This is a genomic window from Nocardia donostiensis (assembly GCF_002081715.1).
Taxonomy (GTDB): Bacteria; Actinomycetota; Actinomycetes; order Mycobacteriales; family Mycobacteriaceae; genus Nocardia; species Nocardia donostiensis.
Genome location: NZ_MUKP01000029.1, coordinates 21,921 through 42,866 on the forward strand (window position 1 = coordinate 21,921; position 20,946 = coordinate 42,866).

At 65.9% G+C, this 20,946-nt stretch carries 17 protein-coding genes; 15 read left to right on the forward strand and 2 right to left on the reverse strand.

What is annotated here, in order from left to right; genetic code table 11:
• Positions 1 to 189: 189 nt before the first annotated feature.
• The 6 genes from B0T44_RS18355 (at position 190) to B0T44_RS18380 (ending at position 6,654) form a co-directional block, all read left to right on the forward strand.
• The gene (locus B0T44_RS18355) at positions 190 to 1,314 is read left to right on the forward strand and encodes a GAF domain-containing protein (RefSeq protein WP_077121120.1); all 1,125 of its coding nucleotides are present in this window, start codon (positions 190 to 192) and stop codon (positions 1,312 to 1,314) included.
• A 68-nt stretch (positions 1,315 to 1,382) separates the two neighbouring features.
• Complete coding sequence (locus B0T44_RS18360) at positions 1,383 to 2,381, forward strand: conjugal transfer protein (RefSeq protein WP_254854241.1); 999 nt, start codon at positions 1,383 to 1,385, stop codon at positions 2,379 to 2,381.
• 19 nt (positions 2,382 to 2,400) lie between these two features.
• On the forward strand, positions 2,401 to 2,661 hold the full coding sequence (locus tag B0T44_RS18365) for a hypothetical protein (RefSeq protein WP_077121034.1): 261 nt from the start codon (positions 2,401 to 2,403) through the stop codon (positions 2,659 to 2,661).
• On the forward strand, positions 2,658 to 3,224 hold the full coding sequence (locus B0T44_RS18370; protein WP_077121036.1) for a hypothetical protein: 567 nt from the start codon (positions 2,658 to 2,660) through the stop codon (positions 3,222 to 3,224). The genes B0T44_RS18365 and B0T44_RS18370 overlap by 4 nt, the downstream gene beginning before the upstream one ends.
• The gene (locus B0T44_RS18375) at positions 3,224 to 5,752 is read left to right on the forward strand and encodes an ATP-binding protein (protein ID WP_077121039.1); all 2,529 of its coding nucleotides are present in this window, start codon (positions 3,224 to 3,226) and stop codon (positions 5,750 to 5,752) included. Before B0T44_RS18370 ends, B0T44_RS18375 begins: the two co-directional genes overlap by 1 nt.
• A 71-nt stretch (positions 5,753 to 5,823) precedes the next feature.
• Positions 5,824 to 6,654 (forward strand): NlpC/P60 family protein, encoded by an 831-nt coding sequence (locus B0T44_RS18380; RefSeq protein ID WP_139347988.1) that lies wholly within the window; start codon positions 5,824 to 5,826, stop codon positions 6,652 to 6,654.
• A 129-nt stretch (positions 6,655 to 6,783) separates the two neighbouring features.
• Here the strand turns inward: B0T44_RS18380 and B0T44_RS18385 are convergent, their stop codons facing one another.
• Entirely contained in the window at positions 6,784 to 9,114 is a 2,331-nt protein-coding gene (locus B0T44_RS18385; protein ID WP_139347989.1) for a hypothetical protein, read from the reverse strand.
• Between the two features lie 340 nt (positions 9,115 to 9,454).
• Here B0T44_RS18385 and B0T44_RS18390 point away from each other — a divergent pair, with 340 nt between their 5' ends.
• The 9 genes from B0T44_RS18390 to B0T44_RS18430 all read left to right on the forward strand — a co-directional run bounded on the left by B0T44_RS18390 (position 9,455) and on the right by B0T44_RS18430 (position 19,501).
• Entirely contained in the window at positions 9,455 to 9,988 is a 534-nt protein-coding gene (locus B0T44_RS18390; protein WP_077121048.1) for a hypothetical protein, read from the forward strand.
• Positions 9,989 to 10,000: 12 nt separating this feature from the next.
• Complete coding sequence (locus B0T44_RS28420; protein WP_077121050.1) at positions 10,001 to 11,680, forward strand: hypothetical protein; 1,680 nt, start codon at positions 10,001 to 10,003, stop codon at positions 11,678 to 11,680.
• A 27-nt stretch (positions 11,681 to 11,707) separates the two neighbouring features.
• The gene (locus B0T44_RS18400) at positions 11,708 to 13,171 is read left to right on the forward strand and encodes a PPE domain-containing protein (RefSeq protein ID WP_077121052.1); all 1,464 of its coding nucleotides are present in this window, start codon (positions 11,708 to 11,710) and stop codon (positions 13,169 to 13,171) included.
• Positions 13,168 to 13,527 carry a YbaB/EbfC family nucleoid-associated protein gene (locus tag B0T44_RS18405; protein ID WP_077121055.1) on the forward strand — a complete coding sequence of 120 codons (360 nt, stop codon included), beginning with the start codon at positions 13,168 to 13,170 and terminating at the stop codon, positions 13,525 to 13,527. Before B0T44_RS18400 ends, B0T44_RS18405 begins: the two co-directional genes overlap by 4 nt.
• Entirely contained in the window at positions 13,524 to 14,249 is a 726-nt protein-coding gene (locus B0T44_RS18410) for a hypothetical protein (protein WP_175648133.1), read from the forward strand. The genes B0T44_RS18405 and B0T44_RS18410 overlap by 4 nt, the downstream gene beginning before the upstream one ends.
• On the forward strand, positions 14,246 to 14,593 hold the full coding sequence (locus tag B0T44_RS18415; RefSeq protein WP_077121058.1) for a hypothetical protein: 348 nt from the start codon (positions 14,246 to 14,248) through the stop codon (positions 14,591 to 14,593). Before B0T44_RS18410 ends, B0T44_RS18415 begins: the two co-directional genes overlap by 4 nt.
• 34 nt (positions 14,594 to 14,627) lie before the next feature.
• Positions 14,628 to 14,933: a hypothetical protein gene (locus tag B0T44_RS18420; RefSeq protein WP_077121061.1), complete on the forward strand. Its 306-nt coding sequence runs from the start codon at positions 14,628 to 14,630 to the stop codon at positions 14,931 to 14,933.
• An 11-nt stretch (positions 14,934 to 14,944) separates the two neighbouring features.
• Positions 14,945 to 17,425: a hypothetical protein gene (locus tag B0T44_RS18425; protein WP_077121064.1), complete on the forward strand. Its 2,481-nt coding sequence runs from the start codon at positions 14,945 to 14,947 to the stop codon at positions 17,423 to 17,425.
• Between the two features lie 99 nt (positions 17,426 to 17,524).
• Entirely contained in the window at positions 17,525 to 19,501 is a 1,977-nt protein-coding gene (locus B0T44_RS18430; protein WP_077121066.1) for a type VII secretion target, read from the forward strand.
• Positions 19,502 to 19,785: 284 nt separating this feature from the next.
• Here B0T44_RS18430 and B0T44_RS18435 read toward each other — a convergent pair whose 3' ends face one another.
• Positions 19,786 to 20,826, reverse strand: coding sequence for a hypothetical protein (locus tag B0T44_RS18435; RefSeq protein ID WP_139347990.1), 1,041 nt, complete (start codon positions 20,824 to 20,826; stop codon positions 19,786 to 19,788).
• Positions 20,827 to 20,946 lie beyond the last annotated feature (120 nt).

Below are 20,946 nucleotides of genomic sequence, written 5' to 3' on the forward strand. Positions count from 1 at the left end.
TGGAGCCGGGGGGCGTGAACGAAGATTTGCTGCGGAACAAGACGGGCGTACTGCAATGATTCATTGTTGAATGGCCCGCTGGCTGACGGTACATTGCTTATCGCTGCAGGTGTCTCATGCGGGCACGGATCAGGAAGAACGGCTGGAGCAAACGCGTGCGATGAGAGAAGTGGCGCAGTGATCCCCTGGGTGACGATCGAAACGTTGGCTCCGGAAGGCTTTTCGGTCGCCTCGGTGGGAGATGCGCCGCGTAACTTCGCCGATTGGCGGCGAGTGCTACAGCGGCAACTGGCGAAGACGCCTGCTCTCTATGACGGGGTGACCACGCACGACATTATCGCAGCCATCCGGAACTCGCTGGATCGGGCCGAGGATGTCGACTCGGCCATCCCGACGTCATCGGGCCCGCACAAGCTGATGATCCGGCCGGTATTCGGACCGGCAGGTGATGTGCATGCGGTGCGGTTGTGGATCGGGCCGGATTCGGTGCCGGTGCCGCCGTTACGGGCTGCGGTCGGTGCCATTTGGGATCTGGACAGTCAAACCATCCAGCAGCCGAGCAGTGCTACCAGGCTGCCGGGTGTGGCGGCCGAGGAGTACGTGCCCCGGATGTCGATCGCGGAGTTCTTCCACCGGGTCTCGGCATTCGACCGGCATGCCGAGGTGCTCGACTTGCTCTACAGTCCTGAGCCGGGGGAGAAGCTGCAGTTCGAGGTCTCCGTGACTCAGCCGGCCAGCCGCGCGACCCGTTGGCGGATCTCCCTACGTGCTCGCGACGACAACCACACCCATGGTGCATGGTGGCTGATCGAAGATGTCACCTCGGAGGATGAGCCTGCGGTCTGGCCGACCCTGGAAAGCGTCGGCTTGCGCGAAGCGCACCGCCGGGCCGGTAACCATCTCGCGGTGGTCCAGTTGGCCCACACCAGCATCTCGCACTGGCTGACCGACCCCGCGCCGTGGGTCAGATGGGACTACCTGTTCCACCCTGTCGATGTATTCCATCCCGAGGATCGGGTGCGGTTGATCGAGGCCGGGGCTCGGGTCCGGGCGGGTGATACGGCCGAAGTCACGGTGCGGGCGCTCAATTATGCCGGCGGCTACACACCAACTCTGTTGCTGCTGTACTCCTACCCCGGATACTCCCATCGGGAACTGACTATTGCCCAGTTGGTTCGCGCGTCCGAGGATCTGCCCACGGGCGAGACGAACGGCAAGGTGGTGGAACAGGACCGGATCGATGCGCCGATCGGCTACGACGATCAACTGCGGTACCGGCTGGCAGGGCGAATGCGGCGCAGCGCGGTCTCCTGACCGTATGTCCCCAGGTGTGGGAAGCGAAAGCGGTGGTGGCGCGGGGGTTGCTCTCTACCATTTCGGGCGTGAGGACTGTTGCCGGCGGACGTGAGGAATCCGGCGAGGCGCTGCTTCGCCGGATGGCCGCGCGCCGCCGTCGTGACAATGTCGTCGTCGGTGTTCTTTCCGTGCTGGCAGTCCTCGGCGGCGGGCACGCGATTTTCAGCGTGTTCTCCTCGGATCCGCCCCCGCCGGGCGACGACGCGGCGGTCGCAATCGTCGGTCATGCGCAGTTGGCGGAGTCGTTCGCCCAGGAATTCGTGGTGACCTATCTGAGCGCCAGTTCGGGAGAGCAGGAACGGCTGGCCGCGTTCGTCGGCGGCAACCAGCAGATCACCCTCCCCAAGAGCGCGCAGCAGGTGAGCGACCCGGTCGTGGTTTACGCGGCGCGCTCTCTCGCCAACGGCAACCTGGATGTGTGGACGGTCACCGTCTCCGTGCGCGTGGGCAAGGAGGCGTCCGCGACGACGCCGCGCCAATACTACCGGGTGGCGATCTCGGTCGCCGAAGGACGGCTACGTGCCCTCACCCTGCCCGCCGCAGTCGAGCCCCCTGGACGTGGAGCCGATCTAGCGCAGGCGTATTCGTCGCCCTGCGCGGAAGATACGCCGCTGGCCCAGGTAGCCCGCGGCTTCCTGGCCGCGTATCTGACGGGTTCCGGTGACGTATCGCGCTACACCAGTCTGGATGCGGGTATCGCCGCGCTGCATCCCGCGCCGTTCAGTGCACTGTCCACGGTCACGATCACCGCCGACAATTCCAGCTGCGGAACCAGCGGAACGACGGCCCGCATCCTCGCCAACACGAATCCGAAGAGCGACAGCGGCGCCGCACCGTCGTTGGCTTATCCGCTGACCATGGTTCGAACCGAAGGTCAGTGGCAGGTTCGGTCCATCGACGCCCTTCCGGCGCTGAAAGAACCGCTCACCGTCGTCCAGGAAAGCCAGGGGCCGGAAAGCCAGGCCTCGGGTACCACCGCACCGCCCACAACCACCGTGCCGATACCACCGGCCACCCAGAACTGATCGCAGAAGAGGCAGCCCCATGAGCAATTTGAGCAACATCCTGTATGGCGTGCTGATCTTCGTCCGCTGGGCAGGGTTGATCCTGATCACCATTATCAGTATGGGCGTGCTCATCTCCGAGGCGGCCAAGTCCAAGCTGTCCCCGGGGAAGGTGCTCGGCGTCGCCGGCTCCGCCATACTGGCCGCTGTGCTGTTCTGGATGCTGCCGACACTGGTCAACTACGCGCGCAGCGACGCCAACACGATCGTGCCGGACCACCCCATCGGTGGCTATCGATGAGTCAAGTCATCAAGGTCTTCACGCCGATCAAACGTGTCCCCACGATGATCGGCAAGGCCCAGAACGGACAGAAGCTGCCCTTCGGTCCGTACACCCTGCCTCAGGTGGCAGGCGTGGCGGTGTCGTTGCTGATCACCGCGGTCGGGGTGATGGCGCTACCACTCAATCCTGCGGTGACCTTCGTCATCGGGGTCGTGATCACGGTCGTGGTCGGGTTTTTGCTGGGTTTGATCCCCTATACCGGGGTGCGCATCATTTCTCGTACGCTCTGGTTCGGGCGGTTGATCTTCTTCCCCAAACCGGTCTCCGCCTCCGGTATGCCGGTGACGGAGGAATCCAGCCGCGTCACCATGTTCATCGAGGAGACCGTGGTCCTCATCTTCCCGGATCGCGATACCGTAAAACGCCCGGAACCGGTGACTGCCATGCCCGGCGGGCAGTTTCTCGAGCTGCTCGGCCGCCACCGCGAGGAGACGAACGACGCTGAGCCAGCCCAGCAGAACGGCTGGCGCAGCACGCTCAACGGATACCGAAACCGGAGGCCGACCGGAGAGGCAAGCTGATGGGGTTCAGTCGAGATCTACAGCCGACCGCGGCCATCCGCGGGAATCTACAGTTCACCCATTCAGGTCTGGTCACTGCGACGTACTTCATCAACCCGCTCGGGTACGGCCTGCGCAAGGCGAGTGACAAATTCGACGTCAAACTCGCCCATCATTCGCTGATCAACAACCTGCCCAACGGTTCGCTGCTGCTAGGCATACAGGCTCGTCAGAACACGATCGACGTCTTGGGCAAGATGGTCGAGGGCATCGATCTCGACGAATGCGAGGACTACGCCATCGAAGTGGTGGCCTCCTACGAACGCGTCCGGTTGATCGAGCCGCAAACCAGGATCTTCCTGCTGTCGATCCCGGTAGGCGCCTCCAACTCTGGAGTATCTGCGCTGTCCCGGATGTGGCGCGGCAGCACACCGACCATTGATGCGACAACGCTATCGCGTGCCGAGCTCGATAAATACGAGGAGGAGGCGAATGAGATCCTGTCCCGTATCGGCAGCGATTTCGACCCGACTCCGGTCCCCGCGGCGATGTTCCAATGGTTGTGGGAGCACTACCTGGCCCGCGGCGCGGGCGGGGACCCCGTCGCCCCCACCAGGGTCGGCGCGCTCGACGACGCGACCGCGGCGGTGTTCCGTGCGGCTGCGCTGGACGAGGGCGCCCGCGCCGACAGCAACCGGCGGCTGCGGCCGTCGTTCGTGCCGGTGATCAAAGTCGTGCAACCGGACTCCGGCTATCGTCCGTCGTACCAGGCCATGCTCACACCGCGCTCGTTCCCGTACGCGGGTATGACCTTTCCCGGTGGTAGTGAGTTCCTCAGTGTGCTCGAAGGTCTGACGAGTGTCACCGTCGACTGGGGAATGCGGATTTCCACCAAGCCCGCGGAAACGGTGCTCAAGAACAACGAGGTGAGCCTGCGCCGTCTCGGCGAGCAGATGGATCAGCGTGACCAGGAGGTCTCTTTCGCGCAGAACACGCTCATGTCGAAGGCGCAGATGCTGGGCGAGTACAACCAGCATTTCGAGGTGAACGGCGGCGAGTCGGAGGTGTCGTTCACCACGGTGATCGCCGTGGGTGGCTCGTCTCGGGATCAGACCATGGATGCGGTGAACACGCTGCGGCGGCGCTACAAGCGGTTCCAGGTGGAGATGACCGCGCCGGTCGGGGCGCAGGTCGACCTGTGGTCGATGCTGGTACCAGGCAGCCCGCCGCGCCGCGCCTACGACGATTTCGCGCATATCGTCCCTTCCGATATGTGGTCCGGGTTCGTTCCGTTCACGACCAGCCAGATCGGCGATGACAGCGGCCCGGTGATCGGAGTCAATCTGCTGTCGGGGAACTTCGAGCCCATCCATTTCGGGATCATGGAAGCGGCGCTGCACGACCTGTCCGCATCGTTCGCGGTGACCGGCGAGCTCGGTTCCGGCAAATCGTATTTCCTCAAACTGATGGCGGTGCTGGTGCACGATATGGGTGGTCAGTTCCTGGCCATCGACCGCAGTCAGGTGGGGGAGTGGGAGCATTTCGCCTCCGCGATCGATGACGCGGTCGTGATCGATCTCGCCAACCCCTCGGTCTCGCTGGATCCGCTGCGACTGTTCGACCCCAAGGTGGCGGGCGAACGGGCACTCGATTCGATCCTGCCGCTGCTCGATCTGTCACCGACTTCCGGTTCCGGCGCAGCAGTGAGCAACCTGTTGTCGCCCAAGGGGGTTGCCGAGTACCACATCCGTAGCCTGCTCGATCTGTATCGGGTGGTCTGTCGGCTCCGGGACGAACCGGGGGCGATGGAGGAGTACGCCGACCTGGCCGCCCGACTGGGCACCATCGTCGAACGCGTACCGGTGCTGTTCGATCCGGCGCTGCGTCCACTGCGCCTGGACGCCGCGGCGACGGTGATCCGCAGCCACAAGCTGGCCTTGCCCACTGCCGAAGAACTCACGACTCCCCACCTGTACAATCGGTTGCCGTTGACCAAGCGGCTCGGAACGGCGTTGTACGAGCTGGTCGGTGTGACCGCGCGCGAGGCCTTCCTCTCCGATAACGGGCGGTTCGGCCTACTGGTCGGTGACGAGGCCCACCACTTCACCCAAACTCAGGTGGGCGCGGCAGTGACCTCCGATTTCAGTCGGGACGGCCGTAAGCATCTCGCGGCCATCGGGTTGGCTTCCCATGATCCAGCGACCGACTTCCAGGGCGCCGCACATAATCTGATCCCGAACCGCTTTGTGTTCCGGCAGCGCGACGAAACCCTGGCGCGCAACAGCCTCGAATGGCTGGGTGTCGATCTGGACGAGGCGCCCTTCCTGCTCTCCATCCTGCGGGAGGAGACCTCCCCGCCGGTGGGGCCGGGCAGGCAGGTTCCGGAGGAACGGCGTGGCGAGATGTTCATGCGTGATGCGTTGAACCGGATCGGCCGCGGCAAGGTGTTCGGACCGGCGCGGCCCGATCGCGCCGCCGCCATCACCAGTACGCCGACCGTGGCGACGACTGCCAAACCGGTGATCCGCGAGCCGGAAGCCGTCAGATGAGCGGCGGTATGCAGAGCCAGCCCGCCCGGTGCGGGAAGCGGCCTTCCTACCGCATAGTCTGGTGAGCTCGTATGGGTTCGTTGATATCGAAGCCGATGATGTTCGCCCTCGGTGTGCTGGGCGTGGTGTGCGTGTGCTGTTTGGGGCTGACCTCCGCGTGCGGCAACGTCATCTCGAACGGTATACAGGACTTCCAGGATCAGTGCGACACGGCAATCGGGCAAGATCCCGCCGCGCCGAAACCCGCCGCGCCGGACTCGGCCGACGAACCAGCGGATACCGACGAGCCCGTTGCTACATCAGCACCGCTGACAGCCAATCCCTATGCAGAATTGGTGCTCGACCCCAATGATGATTCGATCTCGCCCTATATACGCGATTGCGCTTCGGCCATGAAAACGGCGCCGCATCAGCAGGGGATGCTGCGGACCGTGAACACCGGAATCGCGGCTGATTGTGCGGGACAGTTGGCATTGCAGCAGGCCGGCGGGGCGAGCGGTAGCGCAGGCGGCGCGCAGGCGCAGGCCGACTTCGCCCGGAACGTGATCTATTGGGCCTCCTCGGCCGCAGTAACCGGGCGATGCGATCCCACCGTGGGCGCGGCAGCACCGGAACCGTCGAAACGCGGATGCGGCGCACTGGATCCGGACCAGCAGCCGGGAGCAGTCGTGCTGCCTCTCGGGGTGAAGGAACAAGGCTACTGCGGTCAGCGGGTCGCACCGGCCGCGGTTTCGGCTGGTGACCTGGTTTTCTGGGATTATCGTGCGCACGGGGCCACCCGGGTCGGGATTGCCGTCGACGCTACGCAGATGGTGACGGTCGAGCCGGGCGGCGCTACGCCGGTCCGACAGCTGATCCCGCTCGATGAGCAGGTGCGGGTGAAGCGGGTGCTCAGCAGCTGACCGTGATAGTCGCCAGGGCAGGCAGCAGATAGTCCCGCTGCCTCGGATCGCCCGCTGTCGGACGGTGACCCGTTGTCCTCGGCGTCCGGCTGAGCTGGTAGAGCAGTCGCGGCGGCGGTTGAATCCCGATCACTGGTTGAAGGGATCCGGGCCGTCGTCGGGATGCAGGTGGTCGATATTGGCAAGCCGACCCGAGGATTCGAGCAGCCGGTCGTGCGCTGCTGCCCGCGCCACCGGGTCGTTCAGGCTCTGCTGGTATTCGGTGACGACCTTGAGGTGCTCGGACGCCGCATCGTGTGCAAGAGCCCAGCGCGCGTTCCTGCTCGCCTGTTCCCACTCGTGCGGCTGGATCTGGCGTATGGTCTGATCGGAGTTCCAGTGCGCTTTGACCCTGTTGACGAATGCTTGATCTTCCGCGGTGAGGGGTCCCCGGTTTATATTGGTGTGCCGCGCGAAGTTGGTCGCGGCAACGACGGCCTTCGAGGCGAAGGCATCGTGCACAGCATCCCCGACACCGCCTTTGAGGACATTGCCGCTCGCATCGAGCAGATCTTCGATCGGGTGGTTCTCGATCCCTCGGGCGCTGGCCAGCGCCTTCTGGAGCGGACCCCAGCCGTAGGGATTCGTGACGAGCGCGCTGTTCAGAGCGGCGGTGGCACGCATGCCTGCCATTGCCATCTCGGCTGTTCCACCTGCCGCGACGATGGTGGATATGAGCTGGGCCTCGGGAGTCTTGATATCGCCGAGGCCGTCGAAGGCGTTGGCGACGCCGAGTGCGGACATGATACCGCCCGCTTTGTTGGCACGGTCGCGCGCTTTGCTGACCCACGCCTGCCTGCCCACATGGCCCCATTCGTACTGGTCGATACGCTGATCTGCGGTCAAGAGGTTCGTGACTTCGTTCTTTCGTCTGGCGCGGGCCAGCGGGTTGAGCGGATTGACCACACCACCGGCCACCCAGGCCAGCACCGGTGAGGAGTTGATGGTGTTGAGCGCCGACAGCCTGCCCATACCCGATCCGCCTCCGCCGGCCCGGATCACACCCATACCCAGCGCTGTTCCGCCACCGCCGCCACCCCCGCCTGCAGGCGCTGCCAGGAAGCCACCCTGGATCGCTGAGGCGAACCGGTTGGTAACCCAGTCGTTCCCCTTTTCGAGGGAGTCGTGGAGCTGGCGCAGCTGGGAGATCGCGACCATTTCGACGACACAGGCGATGACGATCACCTGGAGAACCTGCCCTTTGGCCTGGTCGAACAGGTTGCCCATGAACAGCACATAGATACCGAGGAAGACCGTGAATACGGTCATCCGAGCACCCGCGATGAATCCGTCGACAACGTTGCGGACCAGGAAGGTCTGTGTCGGGCCATAGACGAAACCACCCGCCGCAAACCCGAAAATGGCCATGAAGCAGTGGTAGATCGTGTCCAGTGCCGCCTTGAAAACCTTCAGCGCCAGAAACACCGCGAACAGCAGCAGGATAGTGCTGCACACCAGCAGGAGTAGTCCGGTGCCCACCTGCCCCCAGTCGGGGTTGTTCGATTTGTGGTGGGCGAAGAAATCACCGCACTGCTGCATTCCGTTCTTGATATCGTCCGTGTCGCCGGACCTGAGGCCCGCCGACCAAATCGCCCCGCACGTCGACTGTGGGTCGAGCACGTGCCCGAAGTTCCACACCTGCACCGGTTGCCGGCCGAAGTTGTCCGCCAGATCCTGCTGCATCGTGTTCACCAGCAGGTACGGATTCGGATCGCCATCGCCGTTGAGTCCGGCGGCTATCGTAATGCCCAAGTTGCGGCCCTGGGCGAGCAACCCGTGCGACGAGAGTACTTCCGCGAGTGGTTCGGCCAGATACAGCGGCCCGAGCATAGCCACCGCCAGCATGGTCACGATCTGCATCGTGGCCTTGGCGTGGAACCCACGAGCGATGAACCAGGCCACGAAGAACGCGCCGATGGTCGCCGCGGTGATCAATACGATCTGTGTCGCGATCTGTGCGGTGAGCGCATCTGCTACGCCGGTGAGCGCATTGCCGAACGAATCCAGCCATTTGAAGCTCAGCGCGTAGCCGATGATCCATATCGCGGTGGTGACAATGGCTATGTAACCGACGAACTCGAGACTGATGATGGTCCACAGGATGGTTTTGCCCGGCTCGAGCAAGCCACCCTTGTCGGTGGCGAATTGGTATACCGACAGTGGGATCCCCTCGGAATCCCGGACGTCCATCCAGGCGAGGCCGTCGATTGCGGCGCCGTAGCCCTGGGCGGATGCGACGGCGCCGACGAGACCCGGGAAGACCAGCAGCACGAACAGTGCCGCCAGTACCGATGCGATACGCCGGTGCCGTGGTCGCGCGCGGAGATGTTCCCTGCATCGCTGGACGATGGTGTCCGGATACCACCGCAAGGGATCCCAGTCGTGTGATCGGGTACCGCGTGGCGCGTCAGTAGTAGCCATCACCGCTCCACGTACGATTGCCGACAGGTTTTGTCCCGGCACCGTATCCGTCACCGACCGAGCCAGTCACGCGTTCCATCCTCCAGTGCACCCCGATCCGCGCTGTTCCCAAGCTTGGGAATCTCTGACAATGGGTTTCGGGTGTCGGTTCCGAGCCGACGGTGGTCCGGCGATCACCCGTGGTCGTGATTCGGGCCGGGCCCAACGGAAGCGGAAGGCGGGATGGTAGTGCCGACAGGTGAAGCCGGAGTGACCATCACGGCGACAGCGCGGTCGTTATCGGTCGCGCGTCGATCCGGCGAGTACGCGAACCCGCATTTCGACTCGGGCAGGTGATCAGATGTTTGGGCTCGATCTCGGTTTGGATGACATTCTGGTCGGTACCGCCGGGTTGGTCGGTACGGCACTTTTCCCGCCGTTGGGTGGGGTCATCGCGTCAGGTGTGGTCGGTATGGGCGCCAGTATCTGGGAGCAGGCGACCGAGGGTGACGGCTTCGGGTGGGACGATGTGGGTACAATCGCCTTGGATACCGGGTTGTCTGCCCTCGGCGGCGGTGGTGCGTTAACGGCCCCGCTGAAAATCGGAGGCAAGGCTCTGTTCAAGGACGCGGTGGGCAGGGCTGCGGTTAAAGATCAGGGCAAAGGTCTCTTCAAACCGAGCACCTGGGGTGACAGCTTCAAAAACCGCAAAGACGTTTTCAAAAGCCCGTGGGGGGCTGGGATGCGCTCAGGAGTGGGCAGCTTTATCGGCTACAACATCACCGACCTGTTCGGCAATACCGGAATCGGCGGGCGGCCGAACTTGGTTCCGATCAGGCCGGCGGGGACGGAGTACAGGACGGCTGTACCGACCATTCCGCCCAACGATCAGTAGCGAGGCCGGCCGATGAACGGGATGCCGGTCGTTTTCATTCCCAACGTATACGCATCGAACTGGGGCGATACCGGGCTGTCGCTCGCAGGGTTCATCGAGGACTGGCTCGACGGTCGCGACGACAAGTCGATGCTCGGCGTGCTGAAGCAGAACTGGGCGGGCCTCGGCTCGGGCAAAGTAGAGGGCGTTCCCAAGGTCGGCTCGGTACCACAGGTCGAGGGCAGCGGCGGTAGTTCGCAAGTGTTCGAAAATTACAGTGTGGTTGCCGGGCAGTTGAGTCAAGCTTTCACCGCGATGCAGGAAGCCGATCTGGCGCTCACCGAGCATGTGAAAGAGGCGAAAGAACTCCGAGACGGGGCTCAGGACGCCTTCGAGACCCTGATCGAAGAGCTGAAACTGCAAGCCGCGAAGTACCCGGAAGGCGATATGAGCGAGGACGAGTACGTCCTGAGCTACGTCGCTACCGCGATGCAGAACGTCACCACGCTCATGGAACGGGCCGCGCAGGAGGAAGCGGACGGCCCGGGCTCCAAGGTCGAACAGGAAGCCGCGAAGCTCAAAGAAGTTCAGGCTGCACTGGACAAGGCCAATGCCCAGATCAAGGACCTCCAGAACCGGCTGTCCTATCCCACCCCGATTACACAACCGCAGATGCCGACGTATCCGCCACCTGTGACGACACCTGACTTGGGTGGCATCAGGACCCCGGATGGAACGAATCCTGGCACCGTGCCCCCGCCCATCGGCCTCGATCCGAATAAACCGGGTGGAATCAACCCGCCGGATATCGGTAAGCCGGACGATATCGATCCGCCGGATATCGATCCGCCGGGTGTCGACCAGCCCGGCGGGATCGACCAGCCTGGCGGGATCGGTACGCCTCAGCCCGGTGCTCCAGGCGCTATGCCGCCGGGCGCAGGTATGGGCGGAGACATGGGCATGGGCATGATGATGCAGCAGATGATGCAGCAGATGATGATGGCGGCCCAGCAGCGGCGGATGCAGGAGATGGCGGACCGCGATATGGACCGCCAGCGCGACGATCTCGAGAAGACGCGTTTCCAGCAGCCGCCGCCACCGGTCCCCCCTGCCGCTCCGGCCGCGACCACCCAGACCACTGTGCAGCCCGCCGCCACGAACAACGCGCCTCCCGCCGGGGCGAGTTCGACCCAACCCATGGGTGGCGCGCCGACCCGTACCCCCGGTGCGGACGGTCTGGTCGACTACACCTACCCCGACGGCAGGACCCAGAAGGTCTCGCCGACCGTGGCCCAGGCGCTGGACAAGGCCTTCGACAACAAGGCAGGAACCGATGCGCAGGCTGCCTACGCCGAAACCCCGGCGAAGTGGTCGGACAAGAAGGATATCGGCGGCCGGGTCGATCCGAGCCAGCTCATGACCGGTGACGTCGGCGTCTGGACCGACCGCGAGGCGGTGCTCATCGTGTTCGGGCCCGATGAGGGGAATACCCTGGAGGCCGTGGTCGCCGGTGAGATCGTGACGCTCAATACCGACGACGACGGGATGAACGACAAGGACGGAAGCTTCGGCCAATTCGAGGGTTTCGCGCATCCGAAGGGTATCGAGGCGGTGGCGGCAGACGATGCGGCCGCAAAAACCGCTCCCGGTATTCCGGCGTCCGACGACCCGGCAGCAGGCGCCGCTGCGGCGGCAGCGGCGACGCCGGTGTGACATACCTGGTGAGCAGAGGAGGTTGTCATGGCACTCAATGTCGATCTCGGTGAGCTCGCGGCCGTCGCCGCACAGGCCGCCGATCTGGCCCGCACGACCGGTGCCGCGATGCCGAGGGGCTGGGTGTTGCCCGCCGGAGCCGACCCCATCTCCGCCGCTGCCGTCCCGAAGTTGAATGCGGACGCGGCGGCCCTGTTCAACGGTGTTGTCGGTGTTCTCAACAAGATCCAGAAGACGGCACACAATATCGGTGCGGCCGCTGTGGATTACGCTGCTGCCGATATGCAGGGCGCGCAGCACATCGGCGGCAGCGGCGGGGCGGATGTGACGAACCCGGTACCGCAGATCGAACAGCTGGGGCTGCGGCGGGTGCCACCGGCGCTCAGTACGATGACCAGCACCGGCGGCGGTGACCCACTGGTATACGCGCAGCAACTGCACACCGGCCCCGGCCCCGGGCCCGCCATGAGATTCGCGGAATCCGTCCGCTCCTTCACCAGCGACACCTACACGGTCGCCGCGGCCGATATCGATCGTGCGTCGGGAGTGATGCAGCGCTGGACGCCGGTGGGGGCGGACGCTGCCACCGAGCTCACCACCTACCGGGGCTGGCTCGATCAACTCGCCACCGCGCTCGGGAAGCTCGCCGACGATGCGGACGCCTACGGCAACGCGTTCAGCACAGCCAAGGCGAAACACCCGACACCGGAGGAAATCATCGCGGCACGTAAGGAACTCGTGCGCGCGATGCGGTCAAGAGACGAAATCGGCACCCAGGCGGCGTTGGCGAAATTCCAGGAGCAGAACGCCCGTTCGACCGAGACGATGACCGGTTACTCGGCTGCCACCGAGAACATCACCAACCCTTCCGGCGCGGGTGGCACGAACGAGGGCGGCAGCGGCGATATGAACATGCTCGCGCAGATGCTGCCCACCATGATGAGCGCGATGGGCATGGCGATGAACGGCCTGCCCCTCGGCCAGGAAATCGGCGACGAAGCCTACGACGACTACTACGACGATTACGGGTACGGCGATCTCGGCATCCCGAGCGTCTCGTCCTACGGTGGCACCACCTCCCCCGGCGGCGTAGGCATACCCAGCGCAGGCGATATGGAAGCGGTCACGGTAGGGGCGATGACGACGGCCGCGACGACTGCCACCGGAATAACGGGCGGGGCGAGGGCGCCGGTGATCGAACCGTTGGGCGGCTCCTCATCCGGGGGTGCTACCTCCGGGCGTGGCGTCGGTAGCCCGATGATGCCGTACATGCCGATGGGTGCGGGCGGTGCGGGTGCGGGGGCAGGCGGCGGAGGCAATGGGGAGCGCAACCGGATCGTGGCCTGGCACCCCGATCGGCTGATGTATGTCGACGACACCCCGCACACCGAGCCCGTGATCGGCGAACGGCCTACCATCGCACCGACCGTGACCTCGCCGACTCCGGCGCCAACGAGCCAGGGTTCGACAAGAACCGGAGGAACCGCATGAGCAATATCCACCCAGACGTCCAGGCAGCCCTGGATGCCGCCCGCGATCTACGGCATCGCATCGCCGATATGCGTGAACGCATCGATGGAGTCCGGGCACGACGTCCCTCGCCGAGCGGTCTCGTCATCCCGGAGGTCGACGCCATGGGTCGCCTCACCTCGCTGTATCTGACTCCTGGCACGGTCGATCGTTTCGACAGCCCGGAACTGGTGAACGAGATCATGGCCGCGATCCGGGAGAGCACCGCTGACGCCGCGCGGCAATACCAGAGCATCATGAGCGCCATAGCAACCGAAGCAACCGAAGCAAACGACTCCGCCGATGCGTCGCGCACACCGTCGGAGGCGCATTCGTGACCGAGCCCGATGCCGCGGCGGAAGGGGTGTCGCTAGCCGACGCTGTCCGCTGGTTACAAGACGAGGGGATGGCCCGGTTGGCGTCCCTCGGCTCAGGTGCGTCCGGTCCCACTGTTGCCTATACGGTGGACGTGGCCAGCGGGGTGGTCACGTCCTATCCTGTCACGAACGGCGGTATCGGTTCCGAGACGACCACAGTGGGTGCAGATGATCTGCCTGCACCGCAGCCGACAACGAATCGGCTGGTGACCGTAGGTGTCACCACTGCCGACGCGGTGCTCGTTGTCGACCTCGCGGCCTCGTTGACGATCACGATCAACGCCGACCGGCCGGAGCCCGCGGCGCGCGCGTGGGTGACACAGCTGTTGATGAACCCGGATGTCTCGCTCACCACCAACAGTTCCGATGTGGTGGTGGGGGACAGCCCGCGTTGTAAGCAGACGTTCATTCCCGGTGGCGGCGGCCGGATCATCAGCGTGGACGACGGACGGCCACCGGTCACCACGGTGGCCCTGAACTCGGAGATGGACGGCCCCGACCACCTCGATATCGCCGCCGACGGCACGGGCGAGATGTATCTGGGCAACAGATTCTGGCAGCTGCGTCAAGTCATATCGATTGCCGACGATGCGTGGGCTGCGCTGGCCGCCGCACTGGACGGGAACGACGACCAGCCGGGCTATTCCGATGACCGCACACCATCTGTGGAGAGCATGCAATGACGAACAACTACGACGACGCCGACAACGAGCAGGACGCTCCGGACTGGCGCACCCTCATCTACGAGGTGTTCAATCCCGATCACACGGTCGGCGTGGCGTGCGACCGCGACGGCGAGATCGTCGGCCTGCACATCACCGACGAAGCCAGGGAGAACGGCGACACCTGGCTCGCTGCCGAGATCGTCCGCATCGCCCGGCTTGCGCATATGAAATCCCGGCTCGGTTTACGTAAGGAGATGGAGCACAGGGGCGCTCGTCCGCATACGATCGATTCCTTCGATCTGCCCACCGAAGCCGGTTACCGGACGATGGAGAACCAGGAGTTCGGCAGCCGCGCCTACTGAACGCTCAGCAGCAGGCACGAAGACAGGAGGCGCCATGGTCGATATCGACGGGCCGAACGAGGTCATCAACTCGGCGGGCAAATACAGCGGAACCGTTACGTCGGCGGCCGAGCACACGCGGGGGGTGGCCGATGGATTCGTCGTCCACCGGAGACCGGAATCGTCGCTGGACCATGCGCTGGTCGCGAAAAAGGCGTGGATAAAACAGGTCTTCGACGACGCCACCCGGGCTGCGGGCGCCCGCGCGACGAAAACCCTGCAGGTCGCCGTCTCCGACGTCAACGCCATCACATCCGCCGACGAGGCAGGTGCCGCGCACGTACGTAACCTATCGGTCTGACTGCGGCTGGTATGGAACCCGAGCGCGAAAGCCCCTACTGGCAGGCCATCGTTCGAGACGATTGGCCCGAGATCCCCCCCTCCGCGTGGAGCGCGTTGGAGACCTCGGCCAGAGACGGCGCAGCGGCGCTGAACCTCGGTGATATAGCCGCGGCACGCAACGACTTCGACAACAAAGTCCGCGTCAGCGAGCGGCTCGAGCAGGTGAAGGACGAGATGCGGACCCAGCAGGCCGGTCCGCAGGGTTTCGCTGACGCGTTGCTCGCCGCCGCCGACACCTTCGGCGCCTTCGCCGAGCTCGTTCGCCGCACCAGGAACCAGATTCTGGATGTGGTCTACAACGCCACCAACAGAATCCGGAACGAAACCAGCGGCGACAACGACGGGGACGGAAAAACCGACGACGACGCGGAGGAAGCGACCGACCGCGCTACCACGAGCACCATAGTCAACGAGGCCCGCGCCGAGGTCGTCGATATCGTGGCCAATGCCATGGCCTCCCTCGGTCCACAGGGACTGCCGTCGCTGGACGATATCGCCGACGCACTGGGGCAACCGGGTCCCTGGCAGATCGGCCCCCGTGCTCCCGGCCCGGAACTACCTGCACCCACCTGGCCGCCCGGCGAGGAGCCGCGGCCGGAAGAGGGGCTTTCGCCCGCACCGGTGCCCACACTTCCGATAGACGCACCGGAGACCGCGCCCTCGCCCGGCCTGTTGCCCGGAGACCCCATTACCGAGGAAACCCCGCTGCCGGGCCCCAATGCCGAGCAGCCCGCCGTTGACGGCAACCGATACACCGAAGATATCGATGCGCGTGCTCCGCTGCCCCCCGGAGTGATTCCTGCGCAGCACACTCCGCAATCTCCACAGGGGCCCGAAGCAGGTTTCGGTGGTTTCGCACGACCGTCCGCCGGTCCGTCCGGCGCGCCGGAGCAGCCGGCACCCGCCGCCGCTGACATCCCGGCCGCCGGGGATACCTCGGACGCCGCCGACGCCGACGTGACAGGCGCGGCGCGGCGAACGGATCCCGAGGGGCGCGATTCGGAAAAGCTGGAGGCGAAACCCGAGACAGGCGATCAGGAACCGAGCACGGCGGTTTCGGAGCAGCAGGCGTCGCAGACACCGGTCGCCGCGGTCACGCAGCCCGACGGGCTCACCGGCGCCGTGCCGCCGATTCTGCCGCAGCCCATCGCCACCGGCTCCACCACCGGTCCGCCGCAGAATGTGACCGCACCCGCGTCGCAGAACCGTCCCCCCGCGCCGCAGGCCGAGGCCCAGCGCGCACAGGCCGCTACCACCGGGAAGTCGGCGTCCGTCTCGGGAACGGCGGCGGTGCCTTCGGTGTCGGCACCGTCGGCAGGGAAGGCGCAGCCGCCGCCGATCCGCGACAACCAGCCTGTCCGCAAGGCAGGGGCCATGGGGGAGGACGACAACGGCAGCGCCGAACTGGTCCGGGACGCGGTCGGCGCGGCAATCGCCTCCGCGGCATCACCTGCGTTCCTGGTCGGTGAACGAGTGGACGCAGACCTGGTCCTCGCCCGCACGCTGCTCGGCGGTATCTTGGCTGCGGTGGGGCCGTCGGCCATCGGAGTGGACTGGGCGGTCTCGGTGATGCGGCACCAGGGTGGAGTGAGCGCGTTCGTCACCTCCAACGAGGGCCGCGGCTGGCTGCCCGCGGGTTTATATCTGCCGCGGGAAGTTTCCACGCCATGGCAGTGGGCGGTCTCCGAGGGCGCGGCCTGGGAAGGGGTGGCCGACCCGGCGCGGGTGCTCGCCGAGTTCGCGCTCGCGTGGGGCGCCAAGTCGGGTGCTGGGCTGTCGGCCCTGGCGTCGTCACAACCCATCGCCGCCGCTCTGCGGCAACAGCTGGGGCAGGTTGCCGTGGCAGGCTCGGTGGCGGCCTCGACCGAGATGGATTTGCGTTCTCCGACTTCCAGCACTCTGGATCGGCTCGGGCTCACCGCATCACAGCGACTCCTGGACCGGGCCGCGAAGGTACCGGACGGTTCGGTCGCGCTGCGTTGTCTCGAGCTGGCGGTGGACGCGCATATGCGGGTTCACCGCGCGGGCTTCGCCTCGTCGGAGTCGCTGGGAGTCGCCGATATCCGGCTGCGTATTCTGCGTGCGCTGCGCCACGGCCGGGAATTCCCGGAGACCTGGTGGGACGAACTACAGGACATCGACGACCTGTTGGCCGCCGCGGTGCTGTCGCAGCGCACCGACGTGAGCCGGGTCGGGCTGGGGGAGTTGCGCTCCGAGCAGCCGTCCGGCCGCCCGGAACTGGCGGCCCTGCGCGAACTGACGTTCCATCGCCGCTGTGACGAGCTGGCGCTGCTGCTGTCCGAGGAGCCGACCCGGCAAACGTTGCGGGACGCGGTATACGCGCACGCGCAGATCCGGTCGCATCCGATATTCGCCGAGCAGAGTTCGCGCACCCCGCCCCCGGAGCCGCCGCCGCAACGCCCGACGATTTCGACAAGCAGGCGGCCTTGACTCGGCGGGCTGCCCGTCCGCCGCAGCTCGAGTCGGGTTCCCAGATTTGGGGAGAATTGACAATAGGTAGGGTCGGTGGCGGGAAAGGATTGATCGAGCATGCCGGACGGGCTGTATATCGAACCTGCGGTGCTACGCCAGCTGGCAAGCCAACACGATCAGGTCGCCCGCGACACCCGGGAATGGGCCAAGCCTCCCACCGAATGGCTCGCGAACTTCGAACCGACCTACGGCAAGATCGCCGATCCCGTCAAGCGCGCGCTGGAACGCTACTACGACGCCCGGCAGCGTGCCGGAGAAGCGCTCGCTAAAGAGCACGAAAACACCAGGGATTCCTTGCTCGCCGCCGCAGATGCCTACGAGCAGGCCGACGAGGATATGGGGAGGAACATCGGCCGTATCGCCGACCCCGATGGGTCCGGTCTGCTGGTGCCTGCCGGACCTACACCGAACGGTCTGATAACGCCCGGTCTGGACGGACCGAGCTCGTCCGGCGCCACACCGGTCGACGCCCCGCCGGGCGACGTATCCGCGCCTGCCGCGACCACCGCGACACCGCCGCCCGCCGCCACCTCCGCCACCTCGCCGACGGGCGGCGAGACCATGGCGCCTGCCGCGTCGGCGAACCAGGGCGCAACGGCAGCGGTGCCACCGACGGGGACCGACGGGACGACGACCACGCCCGGCGCGTCCGGCACTCCGGCGGCGGCCGCCGCCAACGGCGCCATGGCACCGGGAGGAACCTACGGCGGGCCTCTCGGTCCCTCCGGCCCCTCCGGCGGCCCCTCCGGTCCCTCGGCCGGCGGTGGCGGTGGCGGTGGCGACGACCGTGTATCCAGCCCGCCGCCGGGTGGGCCGACCGACGGTACGCCGATACCGGCGGTCACTCCGTTCGGCGCCGCTGTCGCCGCGGCCAAGGACAAGGCGGCCGAGCCCGACTATGTGGTCGGCGGTGCGGTCAGCGACGATCTCGTGATAGCACGGACCCTGCTGAGCGCGGTGCTGGCAGCGGCCGAGCCGGCGATCGGTATGACCTGGGCTGTTTCAGTGATGCGGGGTCCTGCGGGCGCGGGTGTGTTCATCACCTCGAACGAAGGGCGTGGCTGGCTGCCCGCCGGGCTCTTCCTGCCGCGGGAGGTATCCACGCCGTGGCTGTGGGATGAACTGCTGAACGACGGCTCCCACGAAAGCGCCTCCCCCTGGGAAGGCGTTTCCGACCCGGCTCGGGTGCTGGCAGAGTTCGGCCTTGCCTGGGGCGCGAAGGCGAATGCCAAGCTGTCCGCGCTCGTCTCGTCCGGCCCGATCGATTCTGGCCTGCGCACGCGTTTCGCCGACGTGCCGATGGAAGATCTGGTCGGCCCGGCTTATGACCTCGACCTGCGGGTGCTCACCCCGGACACTGTCGACCGCCTCGATTTGGCAGGCTCGATACCTGCCCGGGAACAGGTTTCGGTGGTCCCGGACGCGAATGTCCGGTCTCGCTGCGTCGAACTGGCCGTGGACGCGCAAGCTCAGTTGGCCCGTTCGGCGACCGCACCGGTGGAGGCCGCCGCCTCGCGCGCTATCCGAGACCGCATCCTGGCCGCGGTGCAGGCGAACAGCCCGGTTCCGCGCCAGTGGTGGGACGAATTACAAGAGGCCGATGACTTGCTCGCGGCCTCGATGATCCCGCGCCGGGTCGACGTGGGCCGGGTGGGTCTCGGTGAATTGCGGGTGGATGACGAGGTATCGGATCTGCGGGCGATGGCATGGGAGCGCCGCTGTAACGAGCTCGTCGCGCTGCTGGCGCAGGAACCGAGCAGGCAAAGCCTGCGTGACGCGGTGTTCGCGCATGAGCAGATCGTGAATCACCCGGCATTCGTGCAGATCCCGCCGTCGGTGGCGGCGACGGAAACCGAACATGTCGCGCGTCCGGCTGCCGGCACGGGAACGGTGTCCGCGTCGGAGCAGGCGACGGCTCCTGTGCAGGCGTCGGCGCCGCCCGCGGGTGCCGTTTCACCTCCCCCTGTTGTTGCGGGCCCGCCCGCTGGGGCCGTCCCACCTGTCACGCCGCCCGACACTGCGCAGGGGCGCTGATCGAGGACGGTAGAGAGCCCCTGCCGGGGACTGACCCCGGCAGGGGCTGCTGTCAGGGGCGCGACGTTGGAGAAGTCGCGTCCGGCGGGGACCTCGGCCAGGTGTGGTCCGAACTGGAACAGATCACCGAGACCGTAAACCGCTGAGCGCCGCATGTGCTTCGCGGTACCCACACCCGCGTGGGCCTTGACCAGGTCGTGCCTCCCCACGAACCGAAGGCGACGTGAGACAGATCGAGTGTGGGAGTGAGGCTGTAGCGGGCAGCATGCGTGCCCAGACGCGTATCAGACGTGGGTTCCGGGGGCAGGGGGTGGCGGTGTATCCGGTGCGGGAGCAGTGGGCGCGTTGCCCTCGGGGTTCGCCGGACCGGGTTGACCCTGCGGTGCGGTGGCGCCGTTCTGCGGCGCGTTCGGATCGGTCGGTGCATTGGGGTCGCCCGGTGGTGGGGTCTGCTCGCCGGGTTTGCCGGGCGCGCCGTTCTTCTGCTCGCCTTCTCCGGCTTTGTCGTCCTCTTTGTCCTTTTCCGGATCCAGCAGGTCCGGAAGCAGCTGAGCCAAGGGCATGAGCGCCATCGGCGCCATGGCGAGCATCGGGAGCAGGGAGCTCATCAGATCTCCGCCGCTTCCGCCTCCGCCGCCGCCCGTTGCGCCGCCGGTGGGGACGCCACCACCGTTGGATGAACCGCCCCCACCGTTCTTTTCCCCCGCCATCTCCGCGTTCATATCGGAAACCTGCGTGACCTTGGCGTACACCGCCTCGACTGCCGCGGCGATATGGTCCATGAGCTTGACTTCTTGGGCAGGTTTCAGGTCTACACCGCTGACGGCCTGCAACAGGGTGTTGAGTTTGGCGACGATGTCTTTGATCGCGCGCAGCGTCTGATCCTGTTCGGCGGCGACCGTGATCGAGGTCTTGCTGACCTGTTCGTCCATGGCCTGCAGCTGCGCTTGACTGGCTTCCACCGTGTACAGCGTCTTCTTGTACGCCTTGGAAGCCTCACCGGCCCCGAGGCTTTCATGTACTACCGACGTCAACAGCTCATCGACATTCGGCGGCGGCGACGGCATCCCACGACCGAGGAGGTCGACGGCTGTCTGAATAACAGTCTCGGCCAAGGCAATATAGGCAAGCACTCCTTCGGAGGCGCCTTCGGGCCGGACCAGCTCGACAGTCCAGTACTCCCCGGTGCCCGCTCCTGTCGCCGCCGCGATCGCTGTTTCCGGCACTGCGCCCGCCGTGGTGTCGGTGATCAACGGCGCCGAAATAGGTGTTGCTTCCGGGTTGTCGGTAATCGTCTCGGACGAGATGCTCTCGAGGGGGGACACCAGACCTTCACCGCTGGTGGGTGAGCTGACAACCGACGCTGTCGCCGGTTCGCCGGCAACGGCATCTGTCGTGTCCGTCGCGCTTGTCACCATTCGCCGACACCGCCTCCCTCGTGTTCG

Excerpts from the sequence above, each read along its gene's own strand:
- B0T44_RS18365 (WP_077121034.1), top strand. The coding sequence starts at position 2,401 with ATGAGCAATTTGAGCAACATCCTGTATGGCGTGCTGATCTTCGTCCGC.
- B0T44_RS18370 (WP_077121036.1), top strand. The coding sequence starts at position 2,658 with ATGAGTCAAGTCATCAAGGTCTTCACGCCGATCAAACGTGTCCCCACG.
- B0T44_RS18375 (WP_077121039.1), top strand. The coding sequence starts at position 3,224 with ATGGGGTTCAGTCGAGATCTACAGCCGACCGCGGCCATCCGCGGGAAT.
- B0T44_RS18380 (WP_139347988.1), top strand. The coding sequence starts at position 5,824 with ATGGGTTCGTTGATATCGAAGCCGATGATGTTCGCCCTCGGTGTGCTG.
- B0T44_RS18385 (WP_139347989.1), bottom strand. The coding sequence starts at position 9,114 with ATGGCTACTACTGACGCGCCACGCGGTACCCGATCACACGACTGGGAT.
- B0T44_RS18390 (WP_077121048.1), top strand. The coding sequence starts at position 9,455 with ATGTTTGGGCTCGATCTCGGTTTGGATGACATTCTGGTCGGTACCGCC.
- B0T44_RS28420 (WP_077121050.1), top strand. The coding sequence starts at position 10,001 with ATGAACGGGATGCCGGTCGTTTTCATTCCCAACGTATACGCATCGAAC.
- B0T44_RS18400 (WP_077121052.1), top strand. The coding sequence starts at position 11,708 with ATGGCACTCAATGTCGATCTCGGTGAGCTCGCGGCCGTCGCCGCACAG.
- B0T44_RS18405 (WP_077121055.1), top strand. The coding sequence starts at position 13,168 with ATGAGCAATATCCACCCAGACGTCCAGGCAGCCCTGGATGCCGCCCGC.
- B0T44_RS18415 (WP_077121058.1), top strand. The coding sequence starts at position 14,246 with ATGACGAACAACTACGACGACGCCGACAACGAGCAGGACGCTCCGGAC.
- B0T44_RS18420 (WP_077121061.1), top strand. The coding sequence starts at position 14,628 with ATGGTCGATATCGACGGGCCGAACGAGGTCATCAACTCGGCGGGCAAA.
- B0T44_RS18425 (WP_077121064.1), top strand. The coding sequence starts at position 14,945 with ATGGAACCCGAGCGCGAAAGCCCCTACTGGCAGGCCATCGTTCGAGAC.
- B0T44_RS18430 (WP_077121066.1), top strand. The coding sequence starts at position 17,525 with ATGCCGGACGGGCTGTATATCGAACCTGCGGTGCTACGCCAGCTGGCA.